18 protein-coding genes are annotated in these 23,690 nt (G+C 41.8%); 8 read left to right on the top strand and 10 right to left on the bottom strand.

All coding sequences use genetic code 11. The features are described from left to right. The first annotated feature begins 306 nt into the window (after positions 1-306). Entirely contained in the window at positions 307-687 is a 381-nt protein-coding gene (locus tag BM386_RS10660; protein WP_091693637.1) for a VOC family protein, read from the top strand. A gap of 111 nt (positions 688-798) precedes the next feature. After that, entirely contained in the window at positions 799-2,106 is a 1,308-nt protein-coding gene (locus BM386_RS10655) for a sensor histidine kinase (RefSeq protein WP_091693634.1), read from the top strand. On the opposite strand, the gene BM386_RS10650 is transcribed toward BM386_RS10655, so the two are convergent. The 6 genes from BM386_RS10650 to BM386_RS10625 are packed head-to-tail and all read right to left on the bottom strand — an operon-like array spanning position 2,103 to position 9,337. Beyond that, positions 2,103-2,663 (bottom strand): LutC/YkgG family protein, encoded by a 561-nt coding sequence (locus BM386_RS10650; RefSeq protein WP_091693632.1) that lies wholly within the window; start codon positions 2,661-2,663, stop codon positions 2,103-2,105. The genes BM386_RS10655 and BM386_RS10650 overlap by 4 nt on opposite strands. Continuing rightward, the gene (locus BM386_RS10645; protein WP_091693629.1) at positions 2,660-4,018 is read right to left on the bottom strand and encodes a lactate utilization protein B; all 1,359 of its coding nucleotides are present in this window, start codon (positions 4,016-4,018) and stop codon (positions 2,660-2,662) included. The genes BM386_RS10650 and BM386_RS10645 overlap by 4 nt, the downstream gene beginning before the upstream one ends. Continuing rightward, positions 4,015-4,773 carry a (Fe-S)-binding protein gene (locus BM386_RS10640; protein WP_091693626.1) on the bottom strand — a complete coding sequence of 253 codons (759 nt, stop codon included), beginning with the start codon at positions 4,771-4,773 and terminating at the stop codon, positions 4,015-4,017. Before BM386_RS10640 ends, BM386_RS10645 begins: the two co-directional genes overlap by 4 nt. 19 nt (positions 4,774-4,792) lie before the next feature. Beyond that, positions 4,793-6,115: an FGGY-family carbohydrate kinase gene (locus BM386_RS10635; RefSeq protein WP_091693623.1), complete on the bottom strand. Its 1,323-nt coding sequence runs from the start codon at positions 6,113-6,115 to the stop codon at positions 4,793-4,795. 10 nt (positions 6,116-6,125) lie between these two features. Beyond that, positions 6,126-7,160 (bottom strand): GntR family transcriptional regulator, encoded by a 1,035-nt coding sequence (locus BM386_RS10630; RefSeq protein WP_091693620.1) that lies wholly within the window; start codon positions 7,158-7,160, stop codon positions 6,126-6,128. 56 nt (positions 7,161-7,216) lie between these two features. Further along, on the bottom strand, positions 7,217-9,337 hold the full coding sequence (locus tag BM386_RS10625; protein WP_091693617.1) for a bifunctional aldolase/short-chain dehydrogenase: 2,121 nt from the start codon (positions 9,335-9,337) through the stop codon (positions 7,217-7,219). Positions 9,338-10,147: 810 nt separating this feature from the next. Here BM386_RS10625 and BM386_RS10620 point away from each other — a divergent pair. The 3 genes from BM386_RS10620 (at position 10,148) to BM386_RS10610 (ending at position 14,333) form a co-directional block, all read left to right on the top strand. Further along, positions 10,148-11,422 (top strand): TIM barrel protein, encoded by a 1,275-nt coding sequence (locus tag BM386_RS10620; protein ID WP_091693614.1) that lies wholly within the window; start codon positions 10,148-10,150, stop codon positions 11,420-11,422. 28 nt (positions 11,423-11,450) lie between these two features. After that, positions 11,451-12,932 (top strand): arylsulfatase, encoded by a 1,482-nt coding sequence (locus tag BM386_RS10615; RefSeq protein WP_091693612.1) that lies wholly within the window; start codon positions 11,451-11,453, stop codon positions 12,930-12,932. Positions 12,933-13,307: 375 nt separating this feature from the next. Then, entirely contained in the window at positions 13,308-14,333 is a 1,026-nt protein-coding gene (locus tag BM386_RS10610) for an SMP-30/gluconolactonase/LRE family protein (protein WP_091693609.1), read from the top strand. A 13-nt stretch (positions 14,334-14,346) separates the two neighbouring features. Here the strand turns inward: BM386_RS10610 and BM386_RS10605 are convergent, their stop codons facing one another. Then, entirely contained in the window at positions 14,347-15,966 is a 1,620-nt protein-coding gene (locus tag BM386_RS10605; protein ID WP_170857078.1) for a mechanosensitive ion channel family protein, read from the bottom strand. A gap of 151 nt (positions 15,967-16,117) precedes the next feature. Between BM386_RS10605 and BM386_RS10600 the strand changes: the two genes are divergently transcribed. The 3 genes from BM386_RS10600 to BM386_RS10590 all read left to right on the top strand — a co-directional run bounded on the left by BM386_RS10600 (position 16,118) and on the right by BM386_RS10590 (position 17,743). Continuing rightward, the gene (locus BM386_RS10600; RefSeq protein WP_091693604.1) at positions 16,118-16,480 is read left to right on the top strand and encodes a transmembrane 220 family protein; all 363 of its coding nucleotides are present in this window, start codon (positions 16,118-16,120) and stop codon (positions 16,478-16,480) included. A gap of 82 nt (positions 16,481-16,562) precedes the next feature. Continuing rightward, entirely contained in the window at positions 16,563-17,309 is a 747-nt protein-coding gene (locus BM386_RS10595) for an NIPSNAP family protein (RefSeq protein ID WP_091693601.1), read from the top strand. Between the two features lie 71 nt (positions 17,310-17,380). Beyond that, the gene (locus BM386_RS10590) at positions 17,381-17,743 is read left to right on the top strand and encodes a hypothetical protein (protein WP_091693599.1); all 363 of its coding nucleotides are present in this window, start codon (positions 17,381-17,383) and stop codon (positions 17,741-17,743) included. Between the two features lie 140 nt (positions 17,744-17,883). On the opposite strand, the gene BM386_RS10585 is transcribed toward BM386_RS10590, so the two are convergent. The 3 genes from BM386_RS10585 to BM386_RS10575 form a co-directional block, all read right to left on the bottom strand. After that, positions 17,884-21,321 (bottom strand): ThuA domain-containing protein, encoded by a 3,438-nt coding sequence (locus BM386_RS10585; RefSeq protein WP_091693596.1) that lies wholly within the window; start codon positions 21,319-21,321, stop codon positions 17,884-17,886. A gap of 127 nt (positions 21,322-21,448) precedes the next feature. Then, complete coding sequence (gene galK / locus BM386_RS10580; protein ID WP_091693593.1) at positions 21,449-22,594, bottom strand: galactokinase; 1,146 nt, start codon at positions 22,592-22,594, stop codon at positions 21,449-21,451. A 4-nt stretch (positions 22,595-22,598) separates the two neighbouring features. Continuing rightward, entirely contained in the window at positions 22,599-23,621 is a 1,023-nt protein-coding gene (locus BM386_RS10575; RefSeq protein ID WP_091693591.1) for a LacI family DNA-binding transcriptional regulator, read from the bottom strand. Positions 23,622-23,690 lie beyond the last annotated feature (69 nt).

The following is a 23,690-nucleotide window of genomic DNA, read 5'->3' as shown; positions in this document are numbered from 1 at the left end:
TTTTTTTCAATTTTATAAACTAAGTCCATATGAACATAAAATCGAGCCCGTCTGAGTCATGTCGAAAACGACATTCAAGAGGATGATTAGATCTGCTCATCCATCGATTTAGCAGATTTGCTTATAGTTATGGAGCGTTGGGTTGACGCAGCAGCGAGCCAGCGGCTGGTTTGCGCGCTGAAGCTTTGCTGGTGTCTTGGCCTTTTGCCTGCCCGACTTGGCGGGGTTCTTTTGTGACAAGCCAAAAGAACAGAGAAATTGAGGCTGACCTCTTTATAAGAACTAAAAAAAATAACTTATAAAAAAATGAAAAAAGTAACAGTTGGCTGGTTTGAAATTCCTGTTCTGGAGATGGACAGAGCTATAAAATTCTACGAAACGGTATTTGACTGCACCCTTCAAAAAATGGATATGGGAGATTTCCTGATGGCCATGTTTCCCGGAGATGCGGGCGGCAGTGGATCCGGAGGAAGTCTGGTATATCACCAGGATTTTTATGCGCCAAGTGATTTAGCAGGGCCATTGATCTATTTTTCATCCGAAGACGTATCTATCGAGCTTGCAAAGGTGGAAGGAGCTGGAGGAACTGTGCAAATTTCTAAAAAGATGATTTCTCCGGAATACGGTTATATGGCAATATTCATAGATTCAGAAGGCAATCGAATTGCCCTTCATTCCATGGGGTAGTTTTAGGCTAATGGGCTGAAAATGTGTTTTTAATGATATTTTAAGTTTGGAAGTCTTTGACAAGCATTAAACTTTATTATTTTCGAGTCAATTTAGTTAACACCAATTTTTATGCTGATTACAAAAGGTTTATTGCTCTCTGAAGAGAATGTTACTGATCTGAATTACATCCAGAGGCAGATTGCTAAAATATTTTCGCTACTAACATTCTTCCTATTATTGCTCTTAGGCCTTTCCGATTTTCTTCTTGGGATGTCTCCGGTTATTTATTTCTCTAAACTCGGATTATCCTTACCATTCTTAATTTCCTATTATATCATATCGAAATATGGCTATGAGCAGTTGATCGTAAATGTGCTTCTGATAGTGGCTCACATTATCATTTGCATCAATTTTCTATACAATGATGGAAGTAATGGTCCTACGGTCTATGCTTTCTTTTTGATGTTGGTAGTTTCTTCTTTGTTGGTTCATGGCTGGCTCAAAATTGTTTGGTACTTAGGCTCATTATCCATGTTTTTCTTCCTTTTTTATGGGGAGGTAAAGGGATTTATTACAGTGGAGCATTTTTATGAAAATGCTGAAAATCAGTTTGTTGATCATGCTGTGGCTATTTTGTGGATTAGTACATTTGTTTTTATTGTAATCCATTTTTTCATAAGAAGCTATAGAAATCAAAGTCAACTTCTTTACAAAATAAAGGAAAGACAGGATCGCTCTCTCGAAGAGGTAAAGATGCTTAATGATCAGAAAAACAGGCTTATAGCCCTGCTATCCCATGATTTAAAAAATCCCATAGGAATGCTTCATACCACCTTAGGTCTAGTGGAAAAAGATGCCTTTGAGCCTGGAGAAATGGAGCAAATTCTCTTTAATCTGAAGGGACAAAGTTATCACCTGAATAAAGTTCTCAATAACACCTTGAGTTGGGTGATGACCGAACTTGAGGATACTCCTATCCAACTGCATGAGATCAGCTTGATCGAATTGACTCAGGAAATGAAGGATATGATGGCTATGCAGGCAGAGGAAAAAAATCAAATAATAGAATTTTCTATAGAAGGGGAGGATAGAAAAATCTCCTTGGAAATCAATGAGATCAAGATCATCCTCAAGAATCTGCTGGATAATGCGATCAAGTTTGCACCTATAGGCTCTACAATTTACCTTGACCTTAAGATCTCAGCGGATAAATTGAGTTGGCTGGTGTGCAATGGGGGAGCGACTATCTCCGCAGCTGAGCAGCAGGAGTTATTTATGTTCAGAGCCAGAACCTCCTATGGTACTAAGAAGGAAAAAGGCACAGGTGTAGGCTTGCCGCTTTGCAAAAGAATAGCCGATAAAATCAATTTTGAGTTAAAGTACTCCAGCAGCGAGGATAGCAACAATTGCTTTACGCTATGTAGAAAGCTGGCTTAAATAAGCACAACTCTTAGGCTAATGGCACCGTGAGCACCGACTACCAGCGATTGCTCTATATCGGCAGTTTTGGATGGCCCTGCAATGAAAATCCCGAATCCTGATTTGGTCAAGCCTATTCGGTCATAAGCTTGATGCATATTTCCCAGAATGTTCTCTTTTTTGACCACGATCACCAGATGCGCTGTGATAAAAGGGATAGCTCTCAGGTCTAAATTGCTATCATCCAGCCAAATCGCCGCATTCTCTGCTGATGCAAATTGACCTTCTATAATTGCAAGATCCAAGTCAGCAAATTCAGCTGCATGCTGCGGTACCTGACAATTGGAATAGCTTTCGAATGCAGGTGAAGAGCTGTAGATTTTCGAAAAGGCAGTTTCTGAAATTAAGTGTTCAATCTCTTCCTTGCTTGCTACTGTTCCTTTGTTGGCATTTAAAGCAGTCGTAAAGGCCTCAACGAGGTCATCGGCTATCTCAAAATCAGGAATATCCGGAAGCGGTTTCTCCTCCAGTTTTAATCCTTGGATGGCTCCCAGTATGGATTCTTTGCTGCTCATGGTCTGTTCTTTTTATACCAGGCTTTGAATGATTCCTCAGGTAAATCAGGTAGATTTCTTCCTTTTCCCCAAGCATTCAGAGGATTGTAAATGATGCTATCAGGCAGGTTTTTCAAAGACGCCCGCATTAGTTGCCCGGAGATTCTGTAGGCCAGTGGACTTTTGAATATCCCATTTGCCATCTTCATAGATAGACCCTTCAGGGATGAACCGTTTGCCTTGGTGATTTCTTGGCGCCATTCATACAGTTGCTCGTGAATGTTGATTTTCACAGGGCACACGTCTGAGCAGCTACCGCAAAGTGTGGAGGCAAAGGGTAAGGTGCTGTATTTTTTCAGATCTATTCCCGGGGAAAGTATGGAGCCTATTGGCCCTGGAACGGTGCTTCCGTAGCTGAATCCGCCACTTCTGCGATAAATAGGGCAGGTGTTCATGCAGGCTCCACAGCGAATACATTTCAGTGAATTTCTGAATTTCTCTCTACCAAGCTGCTTGGTTCGTCCGTTGTTCACCAAGATCAGGTGAAGTTCTTTGCCAGGAGATGGACTTCTGAAATGAGAATTGTAATTCGTTATTGATTGGCCTGTGGCGGATCTTGCCAAGAGCCTTAGGAATACGCCTAGGTCTTTTCTACGGGGAATGAGTTTCTCAATCCCCATGCATGCGATATGCGTATCTGCCAGATGCACACCCATATCCGCATTGCCTTCATTGGTGCAGACGACGAACTCACCTGTCTCTGCCACAGCAAAATTAACTCCTGTGATAGCAACTTTAGCTTGGAGGAATTTTTCGCGAAGATGCAGGCGAGCAGCATGAGTCAGGTAAACCGGGTCAACGTTTCCTTTTTCTGTATTTAGCTTTTCATGGAAAATATCCGAAATATCGGACTTCTTCAGGTGAATGGCCGGCATGACAATATGACTAGGCGGTTGCTTCAGAAATTGTATAATCCGCTCGCCCAAGTCCGTATCGACTACTTCAACGCCTCTTTCTGCTAAATATGGATTCAAATGGCATTCTTCTGTAAGAATGGATTTACTCTTGACGATTGTCTTGCAGTTTTTCTCCCGTAATATCCTGCCGATTATTTGATTATGTTCTTCAGCATTTTCTGCCCAGTGAACTTTTATTCCATTTGCAGTGGCATTCCTCTCCAGTTCTTCGAGATAGAAGTCAAGCTTGGAAAGCGTATGATCTTTGATTTGTGAAGCCAATTCCCTGAGTTTTTCCCACTCTGGAATTTGGTGGATTGTTGCATCACGCTTCTCGCGCACGATCCAGAGTGTTTCATCATGCCATTTGGCACGGGCTTTATCTTTCAGAAATACCGTAGCGTTCTCTGGATGACTCATGAGATGGCTTGGTTTAGTATTTCTGCAAAGTGCATGAGCTGTACCTTGTTTTTATCACGGGTAGCAATTCCCTGCATGTGCATAAGACAAGACATGTCTCCCCCTACGATGATTTCCACGCCCTTATCCAGGTGATCTGCTATTCGATCTTTTCCCATTTGGACAGAAATAGCTTCTTCACTTACGGCGAAAGTACCGCCGAAACCACAGCATTCATCTTTGCGGGTGAGTTCCACCACTTCCATTCCCTGCAGTTCTCTCATCAATTGCAAAGTTTTGTTGAATGCAGGTTCATTTCTCTCCGAATCACTGGCAAGTCTCAGGCCGCGCAATCCATGGCAGGACGCATGAAAACCAATCTTATGGGGAAAGCTTCCTTGAATGGAATCTACCTTGAGGACATCGGTGATGAACTCACTGAGTTCGTAGATCCTGGATTGTACGTATGCTTGGTTTTTATGAAGTTTATCCACCTTGGGCGAATGCTCCTTTACATGCAAAACACAACTTCCTGAGGGAGCGACAATGTAGTCGAATCCTGCAAAATCCCGGATGAATTTGGAGGTGGTACCTAGCGTATCAGCTTCAAATCCAGAATTGGCCATGGGCTGTCCGCAGCAGGTTTGTCCCAGCGGATAAGTGACTTTGCAGCCTAGTTTTTCCAGCAGTTCCAGCGTTGCTATTGCTACATTGGGATAAAACTGGTCAATGTAGCAAGGGATAAATAAGCCAATATGGGGAGAGTGATTGTTCATGTGTGATAAATTAAGTCATCTATTCCATGGATACCAACATGGCAGCGCCTAAAGCGGAGCCATTTGGAAAGTCACTTGGAATGATCGTTAATTCTGGGAGCTTTTTGCGAAGCATCTCCACAAATATATCATTTGCATTGAAGCCTCCATCAATAAAGAGCCTGTCAACAGGAGCATTCTCTGTTACTAGCTTTATAGCAGCAGTTTGCACATCTGTCAATTCATGGATAAAGGTGTAGTAGGCTTCATTAAACTCATTGAAAGCGGACCAGTTATTTTCACTTGCCTGTTCAAAGCCATAGTCTTCGGGTTTCAGGTATTGAAAGTGTACACGTCTTGGCTTGTCTTTTACTTTTTCAAAAAGCGTGGCGTTGAATTTCAGTTTCTTGTAGGTGCCAAGTGGCATCTGAAAATGCTCATACAAGTGCTCAACCTGATATTTATGTTCCTCTCCGATAAACAAGCGCGAAATTTTGATAGGATCACCTTTGATGCTGAGGAATTGTAGGCAATCGCGCTTCAGCTCTTTTTTGGTGAGTTTGGTCTTGTTAAAAGGATTGATGCAAATAGACCACGTGCCTGTGGAAAGTAGGGCAAAGGGCTCCGCTTCTTGCTTGATGTAAGGGAGTAAAGCTGCTGAGGAATCATGAACTCCAATCCCGCAGGGGATATTTCCCAGTTCTGGTTTGGTTTTCAAAAGCGTGTTTCCGGGAACAATCGGAGGAAGCAATTTGCGAATTCCTTCCCGATCTACCCAAGCATGGTAATCCTTTGCTTCGTAATCCCAAAGCCCGGTGTGACAGCCAATACTGGTGTAATCAGAGACCATTTCTCCGGTAAATAAGAAACTCAAGTACTGAGGAAAATGAAAGGAGTGTTTGATTCTCTTGAAGAATTCCGGTTTTTGGTATTTGATAAAGTAAAGCTGCAAGCCAGAATTTAGCATGGCCAGAGGAGGGGAGGAGGTAGCCCTGCAGAAGGTCATTTTCCCACCGTTTTCCTCATAAAATCTACTTAAAAGTTCTTCAGGGAAGGGTTTTAAGTAATCGTAAAGTGGAGTGGCTGGAAGCCCATTTTCATCCGTATGCACAAAAGAGGCTCCGTGGCAGGAGAAGTTCAGTCGCCTGATCTGATAGTCCGGGGACTTCAGTGCTTCCTTGAAAGTCCTGATCATCCAGTCTTCCAGCGGAGAAAGCGGCTCACTGGGGAAATCATCTTCGTCTGGGATCGGTTCTAGACGAGTGTAGGAACTGTAAACTTCGGCCAGATTTTCATCAAAAAGAAAGAACTTTTTATTCGTCTTGCCGATGTCAAAAACAGCCGTTACTGGAATTTTACTCATAGCTACGCTGTCAAAGCGATTTTCGGATGATCATCTTGAAAGGGCTTTTAAGTGGGATTTTATCCTCTTCGCCTAATATTTGGTTTGCGATCGTGGTTCCCATTTGCACAAAATCAGTAGAAATGGTCGTTATACCTTCGGCTAAAATTTCCTTCAATGGAGTTTCGTTGTAAGAGATAATTCCTATGTCTTTTCCAAGCTCAAATTTCTGTTCCCGGGATTTTTTTACAATGTTGGCTAGGTCAGTTTCCGCTAAAACGATGAATGAATCTCCTTCGTAAAGCTGCTCGTCATCAATACCATCTAGTATAAGGTTATTGAAGTTATGGAAATAGCAAAAACGCTTGAATCCATCAATAATCTCCACCGGATACATATCTCCTTTTGGAAATACTAGGATGAGCCTTGAATACTTTCGTAGGTGAGTGATGCCAGATTCAAGCGCTTCGAGAATGTCCCTGGCAAAATCCTGATAAACACCCGGAAATTCGTTTTCATGCCCTTTGACGTCACGATCCATGATCAGGAGCTTGTCTTGAGGGACTTTCTTAATCAAATCATAGCAAGTTTCCGGATGGTTATTCTCATCAAAGAAATGAGGTGCTAAGACATAGTAATTGTAGTTCCCCAGGTTTCTTTCTAATAAGTTTTCGAGAATTGTACTGTTGTAATGGTGGATCTGGAGATCTACCGTAGCCTGATTCCCTAAAGTCTCCACTATGGAATAATAGATGATTTTCTTATAGGAACTCAGCTTATTGAATATCAACAACACTTTTAACTTATTAGCCATGTTAGTCGAGTTGATATAGAATCCCTTCCCTCTAACAGATGTGATAATTCCTCTGTCACGAAGTTCGTTATAAGCTTTTTCAACCGTGTCTCTTGAAAGTAGAAAGTCAAAACTGGTTTCATTAATAGAAGGAATTCTATCTCCGATTTTCAGTTTTCCACTATCTAAATCATCCAGAATCAGATTGACCACTTGCATGTACTTGGGGGTTCGAGAATCCGTGAGGATTTTTTCTGATTTATCGACTAACATGGCATTTTGGGTTGTTTTTAAGGTATTAGGGTAATAGAGGTTTATTAATTCATATTCTATCTTGGGAATGCAGCAGCGAGTCCGCCATCTACATTCAGCATGTTGCCGGTGGTTTTGCCTAGCTGACCGCTGACGAAAACAAAGGCCGCATTTGCGATATCACTGGTTTTTACACTTTCTTTTAATAAGGTACGATTAGCGTAGAATTGCGGTAAATCTTTCACCTCGATTCCATAGGCTTTCGCGCGATTTTCGCCCCAGCCACCTTCCCAGATGTTGGAGTTTTCGATCACAGCATCAGGATTTACTACGTTTACTTTGATTTTATCTTCTGCCAGTTCGGCTGCCATCAGTCTTGACATATGGAGTTGTGCTGCCTTGGCCGTACCATAAGCTACGTTTTTAGGGCCAGCTACTAAGCCGTTTTTGCTGGCAATGTTGACAATGTCTCCACCATGACCCTGAAGCTTCATGATTTTTACTCCAGCCTTGGAGATGTGGTACTGACCCATTACCAGAATGTCGTTCAATCTCTCCCAATCTTGATCCGAGTGATCCTCGAATGACTTGCTGATAGATATTCCGGCATTGTTCACTATGATGTCCACTCCACCAAATTGCAGGCAGGTAGCCTCAATTGCAGACTCTAGGCTTTTGCTATCTGTCACATCCAGCTTCACTGCCAAGAATGCGTCTTTGCCGTATTTTTTCAAAAGTGCATCGCTGGTGGTCTTCAATCGATCTCCGTCGATGTCTGTGACAACTACACAAGCACCTTCCTGGATGAATTTCTCGACTATAGCCAAACCAATTCCTCCAGCGCTGCCAGTCACCAAGGCTACTTTTCTGGAAAGTGGCTGCTCCTTAGGCATTCTTTGAAGTTTTGCTTCTTCTAGTAGCCAATATTCAATATTAAATGCTTCCTGCAGTGGCAAAGAAACGTATTGAGAAACAGCCTCCGCGCCACGCATCACATTGATTGCATTGATGTAGAATTCACTGGCTACCCGGCTAGTCTGCTTATTTTTTGCGTAGCTGAACATACCTACACCCGGCCAGATAATGATCACTGGATTAGGGTCACGCATGGCTGGGCTATTCGAATGCTTGTGATTCTCGTAGTAGTCGGCGTACATTTCTCTGTAGGCTTGGAATGCCACACGTATTTGCTCTTTTAGCTCAGTAAGGTCAGAGAGGTCTGCATCAGCTGGAACATCAAGCACCAATGGAGATATTTTTGTTCTCAAAAAGTGATCAGGGCAGCTGGTACCCATTGGTGCCAATTTACTCAAGTCATTACTATTGATAAACTGAAGTACTTCTGGTGCATCAGTGAATGTGCCTACCATTAAGTTTTTAGAAGAAGCTAGACCTCTAAGTAGGGGAGCAAGCTTTGCCGCTTGGCTTTTTCTCTGCTCTGGAGCTAATGCTTGTACTTTCTCACCTCCGAAAACGGGACGAGTCTTTCCATAATTTTGAGCCAAATATTCAGAAGCAGTTTCTATTACTTCCAAGCTATTGATGTAGCATTCGTAGGCTGTGTCACCCCAGGTGAATAGTCCATGTCCCCCCAGCATAATCCCGCGGATTCCCGGATTTTCATCCAGCGCCTGCTTCAATTGCAGGCCAAGATCAAAACCTGGTTTTTGCCAAGGCACCCAAGCGATTTGGCCATTCCAAAGTTCTTTGGTGATCTGTTCACCGTCTTTAGCCGCAGCAATAGCAATGGCTGCATCTGGGTGCAGGTGATCTATGTGTTTGAATGGGAGAAAAGCGTGTAGCGGGGTGTCAATAGAAGGTGCTTTTGACTTTAGGTCGTAGATGCAGTGGTTGAAAAGTTCTACCATCTCATCTTCAAAATCCAGTCCTCTATAGATGCCTTTCAACGCACGAAGTTTATCTACATAAAGCCCAGCCAAACCAGCTTTTGTTAAGGTTCCAATGTCGCCACCGGAGCCTTTGACCCACATTATTTCTACTTTTTCGTTGGTAAGCGGGTCAGCTTCGTAGGTTTTGCAGCTGGTGTTTCCTCCGCCGTAATTGGTGATTCTCAGATCAGCTCCAAGTATATTTGAACGGTATATTAAAAGGTCAACTTCCTTTCCCTCAAGTTTGGATGCTACTGCATCATCCCAGAGGTAACTTACATGCTTAAAGTTTTGTGTTGTTATGCTCATTGCGTTTGGCAGATTGTTCTGATGGTGAATATGGGTGAAAAGAATGCCTCAGGTATCCTGTGCTGTCTTGAATAGTAAAAGAATTAAAGTGATTTACATGCTTCTTGAGGCTGTTTTCGTGGATAAAGGGAATGATGCCAGTATGCAATATTTCTCGGCTGAACCGGCCATCCCGATAGCTCGGGAGACCTATGGCCGATGACTCAGTGGCGGGATAGGCAAAAGGGTCCTCAATTCTCAAGTTTAAAATATCCTGGATTGCTTTTACCTACTCACAGGCATCATTCCGTATATCCATGTGAATTATTGTTTAGATCTGTAATCTAAAAAGTAAAATTCAAAATCCATAAAGACCAAAGAGTAAGAGTACACCTAGCAAAAACACTCCAGCTTTTTCAAACTAGCTTGAAAACTAATTCAGGAGCACTCAAAAACAAAAGCTCTCCAGGTGTTGGAGAAGTATTTGATAATTTATCCTTCAGAAATGGCATTAAAATTCATCCTTGCCCTTGGTTGTAGTTTTTCTAAATCGCTCCGCAAAGGCAATTTGAACTTTCGAAACAAAGGCTAAGAAATTCAAATAAACTTCCCTAGTTGGTGTTTTAGGCCTTTTTGCTTTTCTGTAGGAGCATTTCGAAATAGGTACAAAAACGGATTGATTTCATATTCATTTTTCAAACGCTATGAAAAAATGAATTTGTTACCGCCTTTTTTCTTACCAAATAATGGAGGGGAGCTCGTAGCTGTACCTTTTGTAAATGCCCTTTTTAGAAACAAAATGAGTAGTACAGTAACAGTGTATAGTTTAGGATGAAACTCACAGAAGATCATTTAGCATCATTTTCTACCAATAATTTTCACAGCAGATCGCTGGATCTTTTACGGGATCGATTCTCAGATCAGCAGATCGACTTTGATCATTTTATACGCAAGGTTCAGGCCTTTCAGATTGCCATCCCGAGTGCAGCTTTGGGTAATGGAAAAGCCAGCACTAAAATGCATAGAACAGGCGGGGAACCGAGGAATTTGAATGAAAAACTGGAGGACATAGGCCTGCTGCAGCAGTTGACACGAAAGACTAATTCTATTTCTGTCTATATCCCTTGGGACATGCCAGAAGATTACAGAGAAACTAAGGACTTGGCAGCAGAATTGAATTTGGAATTTGATACCATGAACAGTACCAGTTCCCAGGATCAAAATCAGCAGAAATATGCTAAATTGGGATCCTTGGGCAACCCTGATAAGGAAATTAGAGAGGAAGCCATCGCTCACAATGAGGAGGTAATAAGTATTGGTAAAAAACTCGGAAGCAAAGGCTTGACGGTCTGGATGGCCGATGGAAGTAATTTCCCGGGTCAGTCAAATTTCAGAAATACGCTAGGTTGGACTGAGGAGTCGCTTAGAGAAATTTACGAATTCATGCCTTCTGACTGGAAGTTGATGCTGGAATATAAACCTTACGAGCCCAATTGCTATCACACGGTAGTACCTGATTGGGGGACTTCCAGCATGCTTGCCAAGAGATTGGGGTCCCGGGCCAAAGTACTGGTGGATTTAGGCTATCATTTGCCCAAAACGAATATAGAGCAAATCGTGGCAACACTGATGTATCAAAACCTTCTTGCGGGATTTCACTTCAATGACAGTAAATATGGGGAGGATGACATGAACCCAAGTAGCATCAAACCCTATCAGTTGTTTTTGATTTTCAATGAATTAATAGAAGGAGACCAATCAGGTGCGCAGACTTGGGAAAGTATTTCCTGGATGATCGATGCCAGTTACAATACACAAGATCCGCTGGTCGATTTAATTCAGGCGTTGGAAGCTATTACCATCGCGTATGCCAAGGCATTGCTGGTGGATCGAAAGAAACTGCACGAATGCCAGCAGAATGGTGAAAGTTCCCAAGCCCAAGAAATCTTGCAAATGGCTTATTTGACCGATGTGCGACCTTTGGTGTGTGAAGCAAGGATAAGGGCTGGAGGAGTTGCCGAGCCTTTGGAAGCCTATAGAATTCTGATGATTAGAAATAAGTTGGTTCAGGAGCGGGGAGCAAAATCCCATAGCTATCTATTTTAGTCAGATATATTTATTATTATCTTAGGGCATGTTTAAAACGCAAAACCTGCCCATAATCCTTCTTTTTCTTTGCTCTTACTTAACTTTTTCCAGCTGTACTTCAAGTTCAAATAAGGAAGTAATTGAAGAAGAAAAAAAGACAAATATCATTTTTATCCTGGCAGATGACCTAGGTTATGGAGACTTAAGTTTCTTGGGCCAGGAATATATAGAAACTCCTAACATTGACCGCCTGGCTAAGGAAGGGATGTTCTTCACCAATCATTATTCTGGAGCTACGGTATGTGCTCCTTCCCGGTCTTCATTTTTGACAGGGTTGCATACCGGGCATACTCCTATTCGCGGCAATCTAGGAACAGAGCCAGAGGGGCAATATCCATTGCCTGATTCTATTCCATCCCTAGCTAAAATCATGGAAGGCGCTGGGTATGCTACTGGAGCATTTGGGAAATGGGGATTGGGATACATAGGAACGACAGGGGATCCCAACCGTCAGGGGTTTGGTCAGTTTTATGGGTACAACTGCCAGAGTCTGGCACATAGATATTATCCTGCATACCTTTGGGACAATGCGGAAAAAGTGATTTTGGAAGGAAATGGATGGGTAGAGAAAGCTGTTTATGCTCCCGATGTGATTCAGTCTGAGACGATTACTTTTTTGGAAAATAATAAGAGCAATCCATTTTTTCTCTTCATGCCAATAGTGATGCCGCACGCAGAACTTGCTGCGCCTGACGATGCCATTTTTCAAAAATACAGAGCAAAATTCGGTGAAGAACAAGCTTACCCAGCAAGAAAGGGTTCTGAATATGGCTCTGATATCAAAACCTCTGCCTATCAATCCCAGCCTTATCCACATGCTACCTTTGCTGCCATGGTGGAGCGAATCGACAGCTACCTAGGGGAGGTACTTGACAAGTTGGAGGAATTAGGGTTGGAGAAAAACACGTTAATCATCTTTGCCTCAGATAATGGCGCACATAAGGAAGGTGGCGCTGATCCGGATTTCTTTGATAGCAATGGCCCTTTTCGTGGTCATAAGAGAGATTTGTATGAAGGTGGCGTGAGAACCCCAATGATAGCTTGGTGGCCAGGCAAAGTTAAGGCTGGGACCCAGAGTGATCATATTTCAGCATTTTGGGATTTGCTGCCGACTTTTGCTGAGTTAGCTGGAGCTCCGGTTCCAGAGAATATTGATGGAATTTCCTTTTTACCTACACTTTTGGAAAAGGAGCAAAAGGAGCATGACTATTTGTATTGGGAGTTTCATGAGCAAGGAGGCAAACAAGCGGTGAGGCAGGGGAAATGGAAGGCTGTCAAACTACAGGTATTCGGGAGCGAGGAGCCAACACTTGAGCTTTACGATCTAAGTGTGGATTTGGGGGAGGAAAATAATATAGCTGCCGAAAATCCGGAAAAAGTAAAGGAATTGGAAGAATTGATGAATTCATCACATACCAGAAACCCGGTTTTTGGTTTGTTGCCTTCGGAGAGAAAGTCTGGGGAATAAATAACATGAATATACGGAATGATGCCAGTAACCATATTTTCCTTGGTTTATTGGCTAGAAGACCCCTGCCCGACAGCAGGCGGGGATGACGGATGACTCCCGCATTGGCGGGACAGGCTGAAGTACCAACAATGCTAGTATTTACCATACTTTAAGTCGCTTTTTACCTATTTCTGGTGCAATTGCGGATATATATTTAAATAAAAAAGGCGAAGAAAATTCTCCGCCATTTTTACCCAAATGATTTACTCTTAAACTTATGATGAACTAATACTAACAAGAAAATTGAGGTCAAGTATCCTTTCCTGTCCTGCTACCTTTCACCCAAATCATGATAATGGTAATGGGATTTAACCTTTAAGTCGAAAAATTGAAATGAAAAATTCCAGTCTCCTTTACCTTTTACTTGCTTTTTCGGCATGTTCCAGTCCGAGTACTTCATCCAGTAGTAATGATGAAAATGAAGCTATTTCTTACCAGACTGTTGGTTCTGTCGATAGATTGGAGCAAGAGTTGGATTTGTTTATTTCTGAAAATGCCAAGATTGAAGTGATTGCTTCTGGCTTTGAATGGTCTGAAGGTCCCCTTTGGCTTGCCGATCAAAATGCCCTAATCTTCTCCGATGTGCCTACCAATAAAATCTGGAAATGGACGGAGAAAGATAGTTTGGGCTTGTTTTTGGAGCCGTCTGGTTACTTGGGTACTGAGACCAATAAGAAAGAGCCAGGTTCCAATGGTTTGACATTGAATGCGGATGGAGAACTCATACTTTGCCAGCATGGCGAAAGACGAATAGCTAAGATGAATGCTTCACTTTCTGACCCAACTTCTGATTTTAGTGTTTTGGTGTCAGATTTCGAAGGGAAAAAATTCAATAGCCCAAATGATCTGGTATTTAATGAAGCAGGACAGTTGTTTTTCACTGATCCTCCCTATGGCTTAGACGATTGGAATACCAAAGAATTGGACTTTCAGGGTGTGTATAGGTTGGATCCTGATGGGAGTTTGAATCTGCTTTTGGATACGCTAAATAGACCAAATGGAATAGGATTGAGTCCTGATGGGAAAACCCTCTATATTGCTCAGTCTGATGCTCAAAAAGCCAGGTACTATGCCTATGGTTTGGATGGGGAAGGAAATGTCCTAAGTGGTAAAATCCTTTTAGACGCAACGGAAAGTGTGGGGACACAGCTTCCGGGCTTGCCAGATGGCATGACAGTCCATAGCTCGGGAACATTGTTCGCTTCGGGTCCAGGGGGTGTTTTGGTGATTAGTCCGGATGGAAAACATTTGGGTACTATAAAGACCGGACAAGGCACTGCAAATTGTGCTTTTGACGAGGATGAAAGCTATTTATATATGACTGCGGATGCCTTTCTGATGAGGATCAAGATGAAATAGAAGTCTATTTCAATTAGGAATCTCTATCCTCTTTGGGCAAATTCCCTTCAGGTAAAAAAGTCGGGGGAATGGTGAGCTCATTTCCATCCCTAGAAGCACGATAATGCGGAGACATGATTTCCACTCCAGCTTCGGTAAAAGCATCTTGGATAAATGAGTGTAGGTCTGAATAGATCACAGCTGCTTTTTCAGGGGTTGCGGTATAAGCATTGATCTGGTAACTCACATAAAAGTCATCTAGACTGGTTTGCAGTACAAATGGGGAAGGTGCTTTCAAAATCAAGTCAGTTTTCATTGCTGCACCGATCAAAAGCTCATGGACTTGTCGCCAAGGTACATCATACCCAATGGTCACAGTGGAGTGGAGAATTAGACCTGGGCTATTTGCTTCTACCGAATAATTGATTGTTTTACCTGCTAAAATGGATGCATTCGGAATGGTGACTTCCTCATTTTTAATGGTGCGAAGTCGAGTAACCAACATGGTTTTCTCTATAACATCACCCGTAGTATCCCCGATTTTTACTCTATCACCTAGTTTAAATGCCCGCATGTAAATAATTACCAAACCTGCAATGATATTACTGATAGCAGAAGATGAACCGAGCGAAATCAACAAACCCAGAAATACACTGACGCCCTGAAAAGCAGGGGAGTTTGATCCGGGGAGATACGGGAAGATTACTATAAAAGAAAAAGCAATTATTATAATCTTGACGAGATTAAAAGTTGGTTTTGCCCATTCGGGATAGAATCCTGGTATGGAGAGCGTTCCTTTTTCTACTTCAAAAGAAATAAAATTGATCGCCTTGATAATGTAATAGGTGATAAAACCCACCACAATTATCATAAACAGCTCAGGGAGGTAGCCTATAAAACCAAATACGATTTGCTTGACAGGTGAAGTAATATAGGAAAGCAGCGTGGTTGCCAGACCTTTTGTAGTAGGGAAAATACTGAAAATAATAGGCAGAGAAAGGTAGAGAAGCAAGATGATCAGGAATATTTTAATCACTCGCATAGTGAAGAAAAACAACCTTTCTTCACGGTCTGCTGAGAGGATTTCAAAGTTTTTAATTTTTACACCTTTGAAGAGTTTATGCCATTTGCGAAGGATGTAATCAATCAGCTTGTTGAATCCTTTATTGATAAATCTTACGAGAATAAAGAGAACAAGAAATACTACTATGATAAGACCCGTTCTTGTGAGATAAGTTATCAGGTTTTTCTGTTCATAATTTGCTGAAAAGCTCGATTTGATAGATGCGAGGTATTCTTCCGCTACTTCAGACTTACTTTTGTTGAGAAGATTAGCATCGGCTTGGGTGACACTTCCGATTACTTGGTCACCATGAAGTATTTCCACTGCTACTTCATCTTCAGAAGTGGAAAGCAAGAGGGTGTCAAACAGGTCGTTGTCGATCAAAGCTTCTAGTTTAGCACTTTGATTTGATGCCCGCTCTTGAGCTGAATATGGGCCGAGTTTGGATGTTATGAAATAGACGGTGTCATTCAGAAAAATCACAGGACTTCTTTCAGGTAGAACTGTGGTATCAGCACTTGTTTCTTGCGCTGCGTGGACTGAGATAAGAAAACCGAAAAATAGGAGGACTGCCAATGATTTGAATTTCATGCCTCTGGATAAGATGAATGTGAGCGTCATATATAGCAGTCAAAAATGCCTTGCTTACCAAAATTAACAAAGGTAATTTGTGGGAATCTTAGCATTTCAAGTTAATTAAAAATTCTTTGTTTTGTGGTAGTTTAAATCAACCCCTGGTATTATGAAGTTTAACAAAATCTATTTCGGAATCTGGATTTTCATTTTTGCGCTCTTTGCGTTTTGGCAATTCAACGATCCCGATCCTGAAATTTGGGTGAGTATCTATGGTGTGGCAATTATATTTTGTCTGCTGGGTGTTCGCGGTATTTTTCCCAAAATTCCGTTGACAATACTGGCAATAGGCTGTATCCTCGGTGCCATCTATTACTGGCAAGGCGATGTGGGAGGTTGGATTTCTGAAGAAGTCGAGCAGCATAATTTAAGTATGAAAACCCAGTCCATGGAAGAATCCAGAGAGACCTTTGGCTTACTGATAATACTTTTTGCTATGCTTCCAGCAATCTGGAAAGCTTGGAAAAAATAGGGCTTTCGCAATAGAGAAAACTATTTATTGGAATACGGAGCATATTTCCACATTCTACTAGAACCCTTTAAATCCGATAACCATGAAAAAAATATTCCTAAGTATGATTGCAATGTTTTTTGCCCTTGGAGGCTATGCTCAACAGTTAAACGGAACATCTACCTATTTTGAAGTAAGAAAGTACTACGCCAATGAAGGGAAGCTTCCTGATTTGATAAAGCGTTTTGAAGACCATACGTTAGGACTTTTTGAAAAAAGTGGGATGGAAAATATAATTTACTTTCTACCCGTTGATAATGAGGATAATTCACTGACCTATATCCTTGGCTATCCAGATGAAAAATCCAGGGATGTAATGTGGGGTAAGTTTGCTAACGATCCAGAATGGCAGAAGGCAAAAAAGGAATCGGAGGTAAATGGAGCCTTAGTAAAAAGTGTGGATCAGACCTTTATGAAGTTGGCCCCTGGGCTGAACGATTTGCCCAAGCAGCAAGCAAGCGGTGTTTTTCAGATGAGAATCTACACTTGTTTTGATGGAAGACTTGATAATTTGCTGACAAGATTTAAAGACCACACACAGGATCTATTTGCGAAGCAAGGCTTGAAAAATTATCCTTACTGGATTACAGTCGAAAAAGACGGTAGTCAGCCAAAGCTCGTTTACCTATTGGGGGACAAAGATCAAGGTTCTTTTGAGGCTAATTTTCAAAAGTTCGCAAAGGATCCAGAGTGGGTAAGAGCTAAAGAATTGTCTGAGGCTGATGGTAGGATTGTAGAAAATGTAGATGCTGTTTTCTTTAAAACTCTCCCTTTTTCACCGATGAAATAAGCTGAAATGTAGCGTTTGCTTTGGGCTGGTCGTCATGGGATTAACTTCTTTTTATCACTTAAACTACTACCATGATTAAGTTACACTATTTAATTTTATGCTGTGCGCTGTTCAGCTTTGCATGTAACAGTGAAGATGAGGACTTTGAGCCAACCGCAGCATGCGGAGTCAATGATGCAATTTCTGACCTGCCTTGGCTAAAGGCAAAGTACGAAGGTCTATCCACAGGTGAATTATCAGAATATAGTTATTTGGTACAGGCTGAATTAGAAGGAGAGACGGTCTTTTATATGGGATCTTGCTGTCCTTTTTGCAACTGGGCGATCATCTTGTATGATTGTGCAGGCAATAGCGTGGAGTATAATGCCACTGAGGATGAGCTAGTTGATGGGAAGGTGATTTGGCAACCGGAAAATAGTGTGTGTCAATTCTAACTTAGGCACCTTACTAGCTCTATTGAATAAACCTTGACTGAAGCAGAATCGAAATAGTCGAACATTTAAACCAAAGAACTAAACAAGAAAGCCATCCCAAAATGTTTCGGGATGGCTTTCTTGTTTAGTTAAGGGTGGTTTTATTTTGAGTTGAAAGTGAATGATCTGATAATAAATCTGCCTTCACTTCCTTCAGTATTTGGTTTAGAAATCAAATAAACCTTATGCATTTTTCCATCAACAGTTCCAGTGAATGGAATTGTGAGCTCACCTTGATTTGGCGTTCTTCCCTCAGAAGGTTTTGGACTAAAAGATACTTCTCCTGCCAATTCTCCAGTAGGGCTATCCAATCTGATTTGTAGATCATATTGTCCAGCTAGGGCGCCCATAGTAAAGGTGTTAATTGTAACTGAACCAACGTCGGTCAAATCCACATTAGCGATGAGTGCGGAACCTTCTTCATTAGGAACTGTCAGTAAATTTGCTCCGTTATAGGCACTGCTACTAAATCCACCAGTGAATTCTTCGGCACCGCCCAAGTCTATGGAATTACTCTTGAGTAATAAGGTAGATGAGCCGGAAAGTGGTTTAATATTTTCGCCTCCTTGATCAGTGTAGGATGCATTCAGCATCAATACGCCAGTAGCAGTTGGTTCCTTGCCTGCAGTAGCCTCAACAGATCCAGAAGCTGGTAGAGATGGAGTGCTTACCTGGTCCAGGGAAAGAATATAGGCTACCAAAGCATTCAAATCAGACTCTTTCATATCTGGATTAGCTGGCATAGCAACTTCTCCCCATACGCCAGCACCACCATTTTTGATTTTATTTTTCAAATAATCAGCATCTCTCTGGTTGTACTTTTTCGCCACATCGATGTAGGCTGGCCCCACAGAAGCCTCGGCTTCCTTGTGACAAGTTTTACAAGTCAGTGTCGTAAAGAGTGATTTACCCATCATGGCTTCTGTCATGACTTTGTGTCCCATGTCTGATTCTGCCTGATCCAAACCTTCGATATAGTCTGCAGACACGTATAATGTGCTCAAGTCAGACGATGCTTCAGGATGATCATCGTCTTTTACAGTGACAGTATAGCTTACTTTCTTTCCAGGGAAATAAAAGGACTGGTTGCCATTGATTGCGATAGATACTTCTGGAGCAACATTTCCCGAGTAAACGCTTTCCACATTACTCGTCCCAGTTAATCCATCAGGATCTTTTGCAGTTACCTTCACTTCATATTCTCCAATAGTTTCAAATGTATGAGTTAGCGTAGGCAAATCTGTTGATTTGGTTTCTCCGTTGCCCAAATCCCAAGTGTAAGTCAAAGGATCGTTTTCAGGATCAGAAGTTTCTGCACTGAAAGTGACTGTTAATGGATTAGTGCCAGAAGTTTTATCAGCTGAAACCTGACTCACAATTGGTGCTCGGTTTCCACCGTTGAAGTCAATTCTAGAAAGTCCGGCATCTGGATTTTTGGCAAACCAACCATTACCATATTCTAAGATGTAAATCCTTCCATCGGGGCCCATTTCCATATCGATGATCGCATTGAATTTGGTGCTTGGCATAAATGCTTCCATTTTGTCATAATCACCATTTTCTTTCAGGGTCACCGCCTTTATCCATCCTCTAATCCAATCATAGATGAATACTTTCGAATCATAGTAATCAGGGAATTTAGTGTCCGCACTGTACATGTCCGAGTAATAAACTGGTCCAGCCATAGCATTTCTTCCGCCAGTACCTAATTGAGGGAATTCTTTGGATTCTCCATAAGGGTACCAAATGAACGCAGGTGCTAAAGCAGGCAAGTCTTTTTTACCGGTATTATTAACTGAGGTATTTGTAGGGCCATTAGGATCAAAAGCGGCTCCTGATTCTCCAGTTTCGTAATTATATTCACGGTAAGGATAATTGTTCCCTACAAAGTATGGCCATCCAAAATTGCCAGCTTTTCTCGCTTGATTTAACTCGTCATAGCCTCTTGGGCCGCGGGTTTCAAAGCTATCATCATTAGCATCGGGACCAACTTCACCCCAGTATAAGAATCCATTTTTCTGATCTATGGAGATTCTATATGGGTTTCTGTTTCCTTGCACATAAATTTCAGGTCTAGTTCCTTCGGTCCCTTCAGGGTAAAGATTTCCTTCAGGGATGTCATACGAACCGTCCTCATTTACTTTGATTCTAAGAATTTTACCTCTCAAATCATTAGCGTCTCCGGAAGATCTTCTGGCATCAAATTGCTCAAATCCAGGTCTCTGGTCTAACGGTGCAAAACCATTGTTTCTGAATTCCGAATCAGGCTGATTGAAAGGAGTAGAGTTATCTCCTAAAGAAAGGTATAAGTTCCCTTCCTTATCAAAGGCAATCGAACCACCGGTATGGCAGCAGATGTCGCGATCCGAATGTACTTCAAGTACCACAACCTCAGAGTTCATGTCCCAGGTGTTGTTTTTGAAAGTAAATCTGGAAAGTCTATTAATTTCTTCATCTCCGGAAGGCGAATAGTAAACAAATACATATCCGTTTTCACTGTAATTAGGGTCTTTTTGAATCCCTAATAATCCCTCTTCGGCATTAACCCCTCTTACATCTGTCTTCCAGTAAACATCAAATTTAGCCACCTCAGTAAGCTCTTCAGTCTCGTTGTTGAAGAATAAGATTTCGCCTCTTCTTTGAGCTACCAGGATGTCTAGGTTTGGAAGTATGGTCATTTCAGTAGGCTCTGTGAATTCTGCACCTACCAAAGACGTTTTTGTAAATCTGTTTTCTTCAGGAACACGCTTGCTTTTAGCATTGGAATAGTTCAATTCGGAATTGCTTCCGATGGCATATTCAATTCCTGCTAGCACATGCTTTAAGAAAAGCTCTTCTGTATATGATTCGTCCGTATGACCGCCTCCTGTATAGAATGCTCGTCCTCCATCGTAGTCATGATACCAGGCGATAGGATGATCACCCATGTCCATTCCACCTTTGTAGGATGCTTCATCTAGATTTAAAAGGACATTTACCTCAGGGTTCATGTTTTTGTAGCTGTACCACTCATCGGTCCTAGCCCATGGGCTCGGCAGGAAAGATGTAGAGGCATTACCAGCATCCACCACTGTGATCTCACCAGCCTGAACATTTGGGTTAGGGTCATTGATGCCTGGATGATCAGCGAAATTTCCGCCAACTAAGCGTGCGTACCAGCCCCAGTCATATTCAGTATCAGCCGCCGCATGGATGCCCATGAAGCCGCCTCCTGCCTGAATGTATCTTTCGAAATCAGCTTCTTGGTAGTTATTCAATACATCTCCGGTAGTGCTCAAAAAGATTACCGCTGAATATTGTGCTAAATTTTCTTCGGTGAATTTTTCTGACTGAGTGGTTGTATCCACTTCAAAATCATTTTCAGCTCCTAGCTTTTGTATTGCTGCTACTCCTTGGGGAATTGATGCATGATAGTATCCTGCAGTTTTGCTAAAAACGAGGACTTTTGGTTTTCCAGAGCGAGAATTACAGCTCCAAAAACCAATGCACGCAATTAGACCAAGTAGCAGTATGCTTCTTAGGTTTTTTGGGAAATTCATAGGTTTAATGTTGTTAGGATAATAGGCAATTTTACTCGATTGAGAGATTGGGGTACAAAATGGTGATTTTTTCGGGAAAATTCACAGGAATTATCTCCTGCAAGCTATAGAAACTGTGAGCGGTAATTTAGCTCAGTATTCTAGCGCCTTCGGAAAGAGTGACTGGAATAAAATCAGCGTCTATTCCAAACTTTTCTTTATAGGCTGTATGAATTTCAGTTTGGAAAGTCTCCAAGCTCTCATTAGAAATCAGATTGATCGTGCAACCTCCAAAACCACCGCCCATCATTCTGGAACCAATAACTCCAGGTAGTTTCCAGGATTTTTCTGCGAGAAAATCGAGCTCTACACAGCTTACTTCAAAATCTTTACTCAGGCTTTTGTGAGACTCTTTGAGTAAGGCACCAAAAGATATGAGATCGCTCTCATTAAGTGCTTTTGAAGCTAGATTTACTCGTTCAATTTCGGTAATAACGTGTTTAGCTTTAAGGAAAAGTTCGTTTGGTAGAGTCTGTTGAACTTTCGCCAAATCTTCCACAGGAATATCTCTAAGCGTGGTAGCATCTGGGTAAATAGATTGTAGGATTTTAACACTTTCTTCACAAGATTCCCTCCGTTTATTGTAGGCCGAATCGGCAAGGTTATGCTTCACTTTCGAGTTGACAAGTAGGAGAGAATGAGACATAAAATCTACTGCGACTTCTATATGCTTATTAGTTCGACAATCCAATAGGAGAGCATGGTTTGCTTTTCCGAACGCAGAAGCATATGGATCCATAATTCCGCATTTCACTCCAGCAAATAAATGCTCAGACTTCTGCGCATACAGGACGATTGATTTTTGGGAGATTTCCAACTTGAACAGTGCTGACAATGCAGTCCCTACAGCCACTGATAGTGCTGCTGAAGAAGATAACCCTGAAGCCGGAATATTTCCTCCAAAAACCAAATCAAAGCCTTCTAATTTATACCCTGCTTGTTGGAATTGGGCAACCATTCCCATGGTGTAATTTGCCCAGTGCCCTTTTTTCGGAGAAAAAGAATTGATGTCAAACACAAACTCTTCACTATAGTCTTCCGAGTAGATTCTGCATGTAGGAAGATTGTTTTTTTGAATTGCCACCCATATTCCTTGTGCTACTGCGGCTGGAAAAACCAGTCCATCCTGATAGTCGGTGTGTTCTCCGATTAAATTGATTCTTCCAGGTGCAAAAGCCAGAATAGGGCTACTTCCAAAGAGATTCTCAAAGGATTGGGCAATTTTATCTTTCATGAACTTAAAGCGCTTTTGTCGATTGACGAGGTAGCAAGGTGGTCTCTAAAACAATGGAAATAGGATCGTCAGATGCTTGACCATCTAATTGATCGAGGAGATGGCTTACAGCCAATTTACCCATTTCATAGCCTGGTTGGGCCACAGTAGTTAGGGGAGGTTCTATCACTCCTGAAGCGGGGTTGTTGGTAAATCCGGCAAGTGCAATTTCGTCAGGGATTTTGATTCCCATAGGTTTCCACACGGCCATAAAATCCAGAGCTATTGGATCTATCATACAGAATACACCGTCAGGTCGCTGGTTCATTGAGGCGATCTCATGGGCTATTTTAATATTGCCTTCTGAAGTGAGATCTGAGATTTTAACTAATTCAGGGTCTAATTCCATCCCAAATTCAGTGAGTGCATGAAGATAACCTTCCTTACGTTTTTTGCTGATATATAGGTCCTCAGGCCCTGAAACGTACATTACACGCTTGCATCCAGTCTCCAAGAGATGCTTGGTGACTTGATATGCGCCACCCTCATCATTGAAGGTGACTCTTGATACAGGTATATCTTCATTGACTCTGTCAAAAAGCAAGAAGGGGATTTCTCTATTATAGAGATCAATCAAGTGCTCGTATTTGTTAGTTTCTCGGCTCAAAGAGATTAATAAGCCATCTACTTGTGAAGCAACTAAAGTTCTGATATTGGCTTTTTCGAGCTCCAAAGTCTCATTTGATTGACAAATCATAACGTTGTATCCACGCTTATTGGCGTGATCCTGAATGCCTGATATGCAGGATGCGAAAAAGTGAGAAGTGATCTCTGGTACGATTACACCCAATGTATTAGTACGACTTATTCTAAGACTTTGGGCAAGGAGATTTGGCTGGTAATTCATCTCCTTAGCCATTTCCACTATTCGCTTTTTAGTATCTGGATGAAGCTCTGGTGAATCTTTAAGTGCTCTGGAAATAGTCGATACAGAAACGCCTAATTTCTTGGCAATTTCCTTCATCGTAACCTGATGTCCTTTTTTCATTTGGCAAAACGAGTTAACAATCCACTTTTCAACGTCCAAATTGGACGATTCTAAGATGGAAAGATAAGG

Origin of the sequence: Algoriphagus locisalis, assembly GCF_900116615.1 — a bacterium.
In the GTDB taxonomy this organism is placed as follows: domain Bacteria; phylum Bacteroidota; class Bacteroidia; order Cytophagales; family Cyclobacteriaceae; genus Algoriphagus; species Algoriphagus locisalis.
The sequence above is the reverse complement of the archived record's forward strand: the minus strand, read 5'-3'. Positions and strand labels throughout refer to the sequence as shown.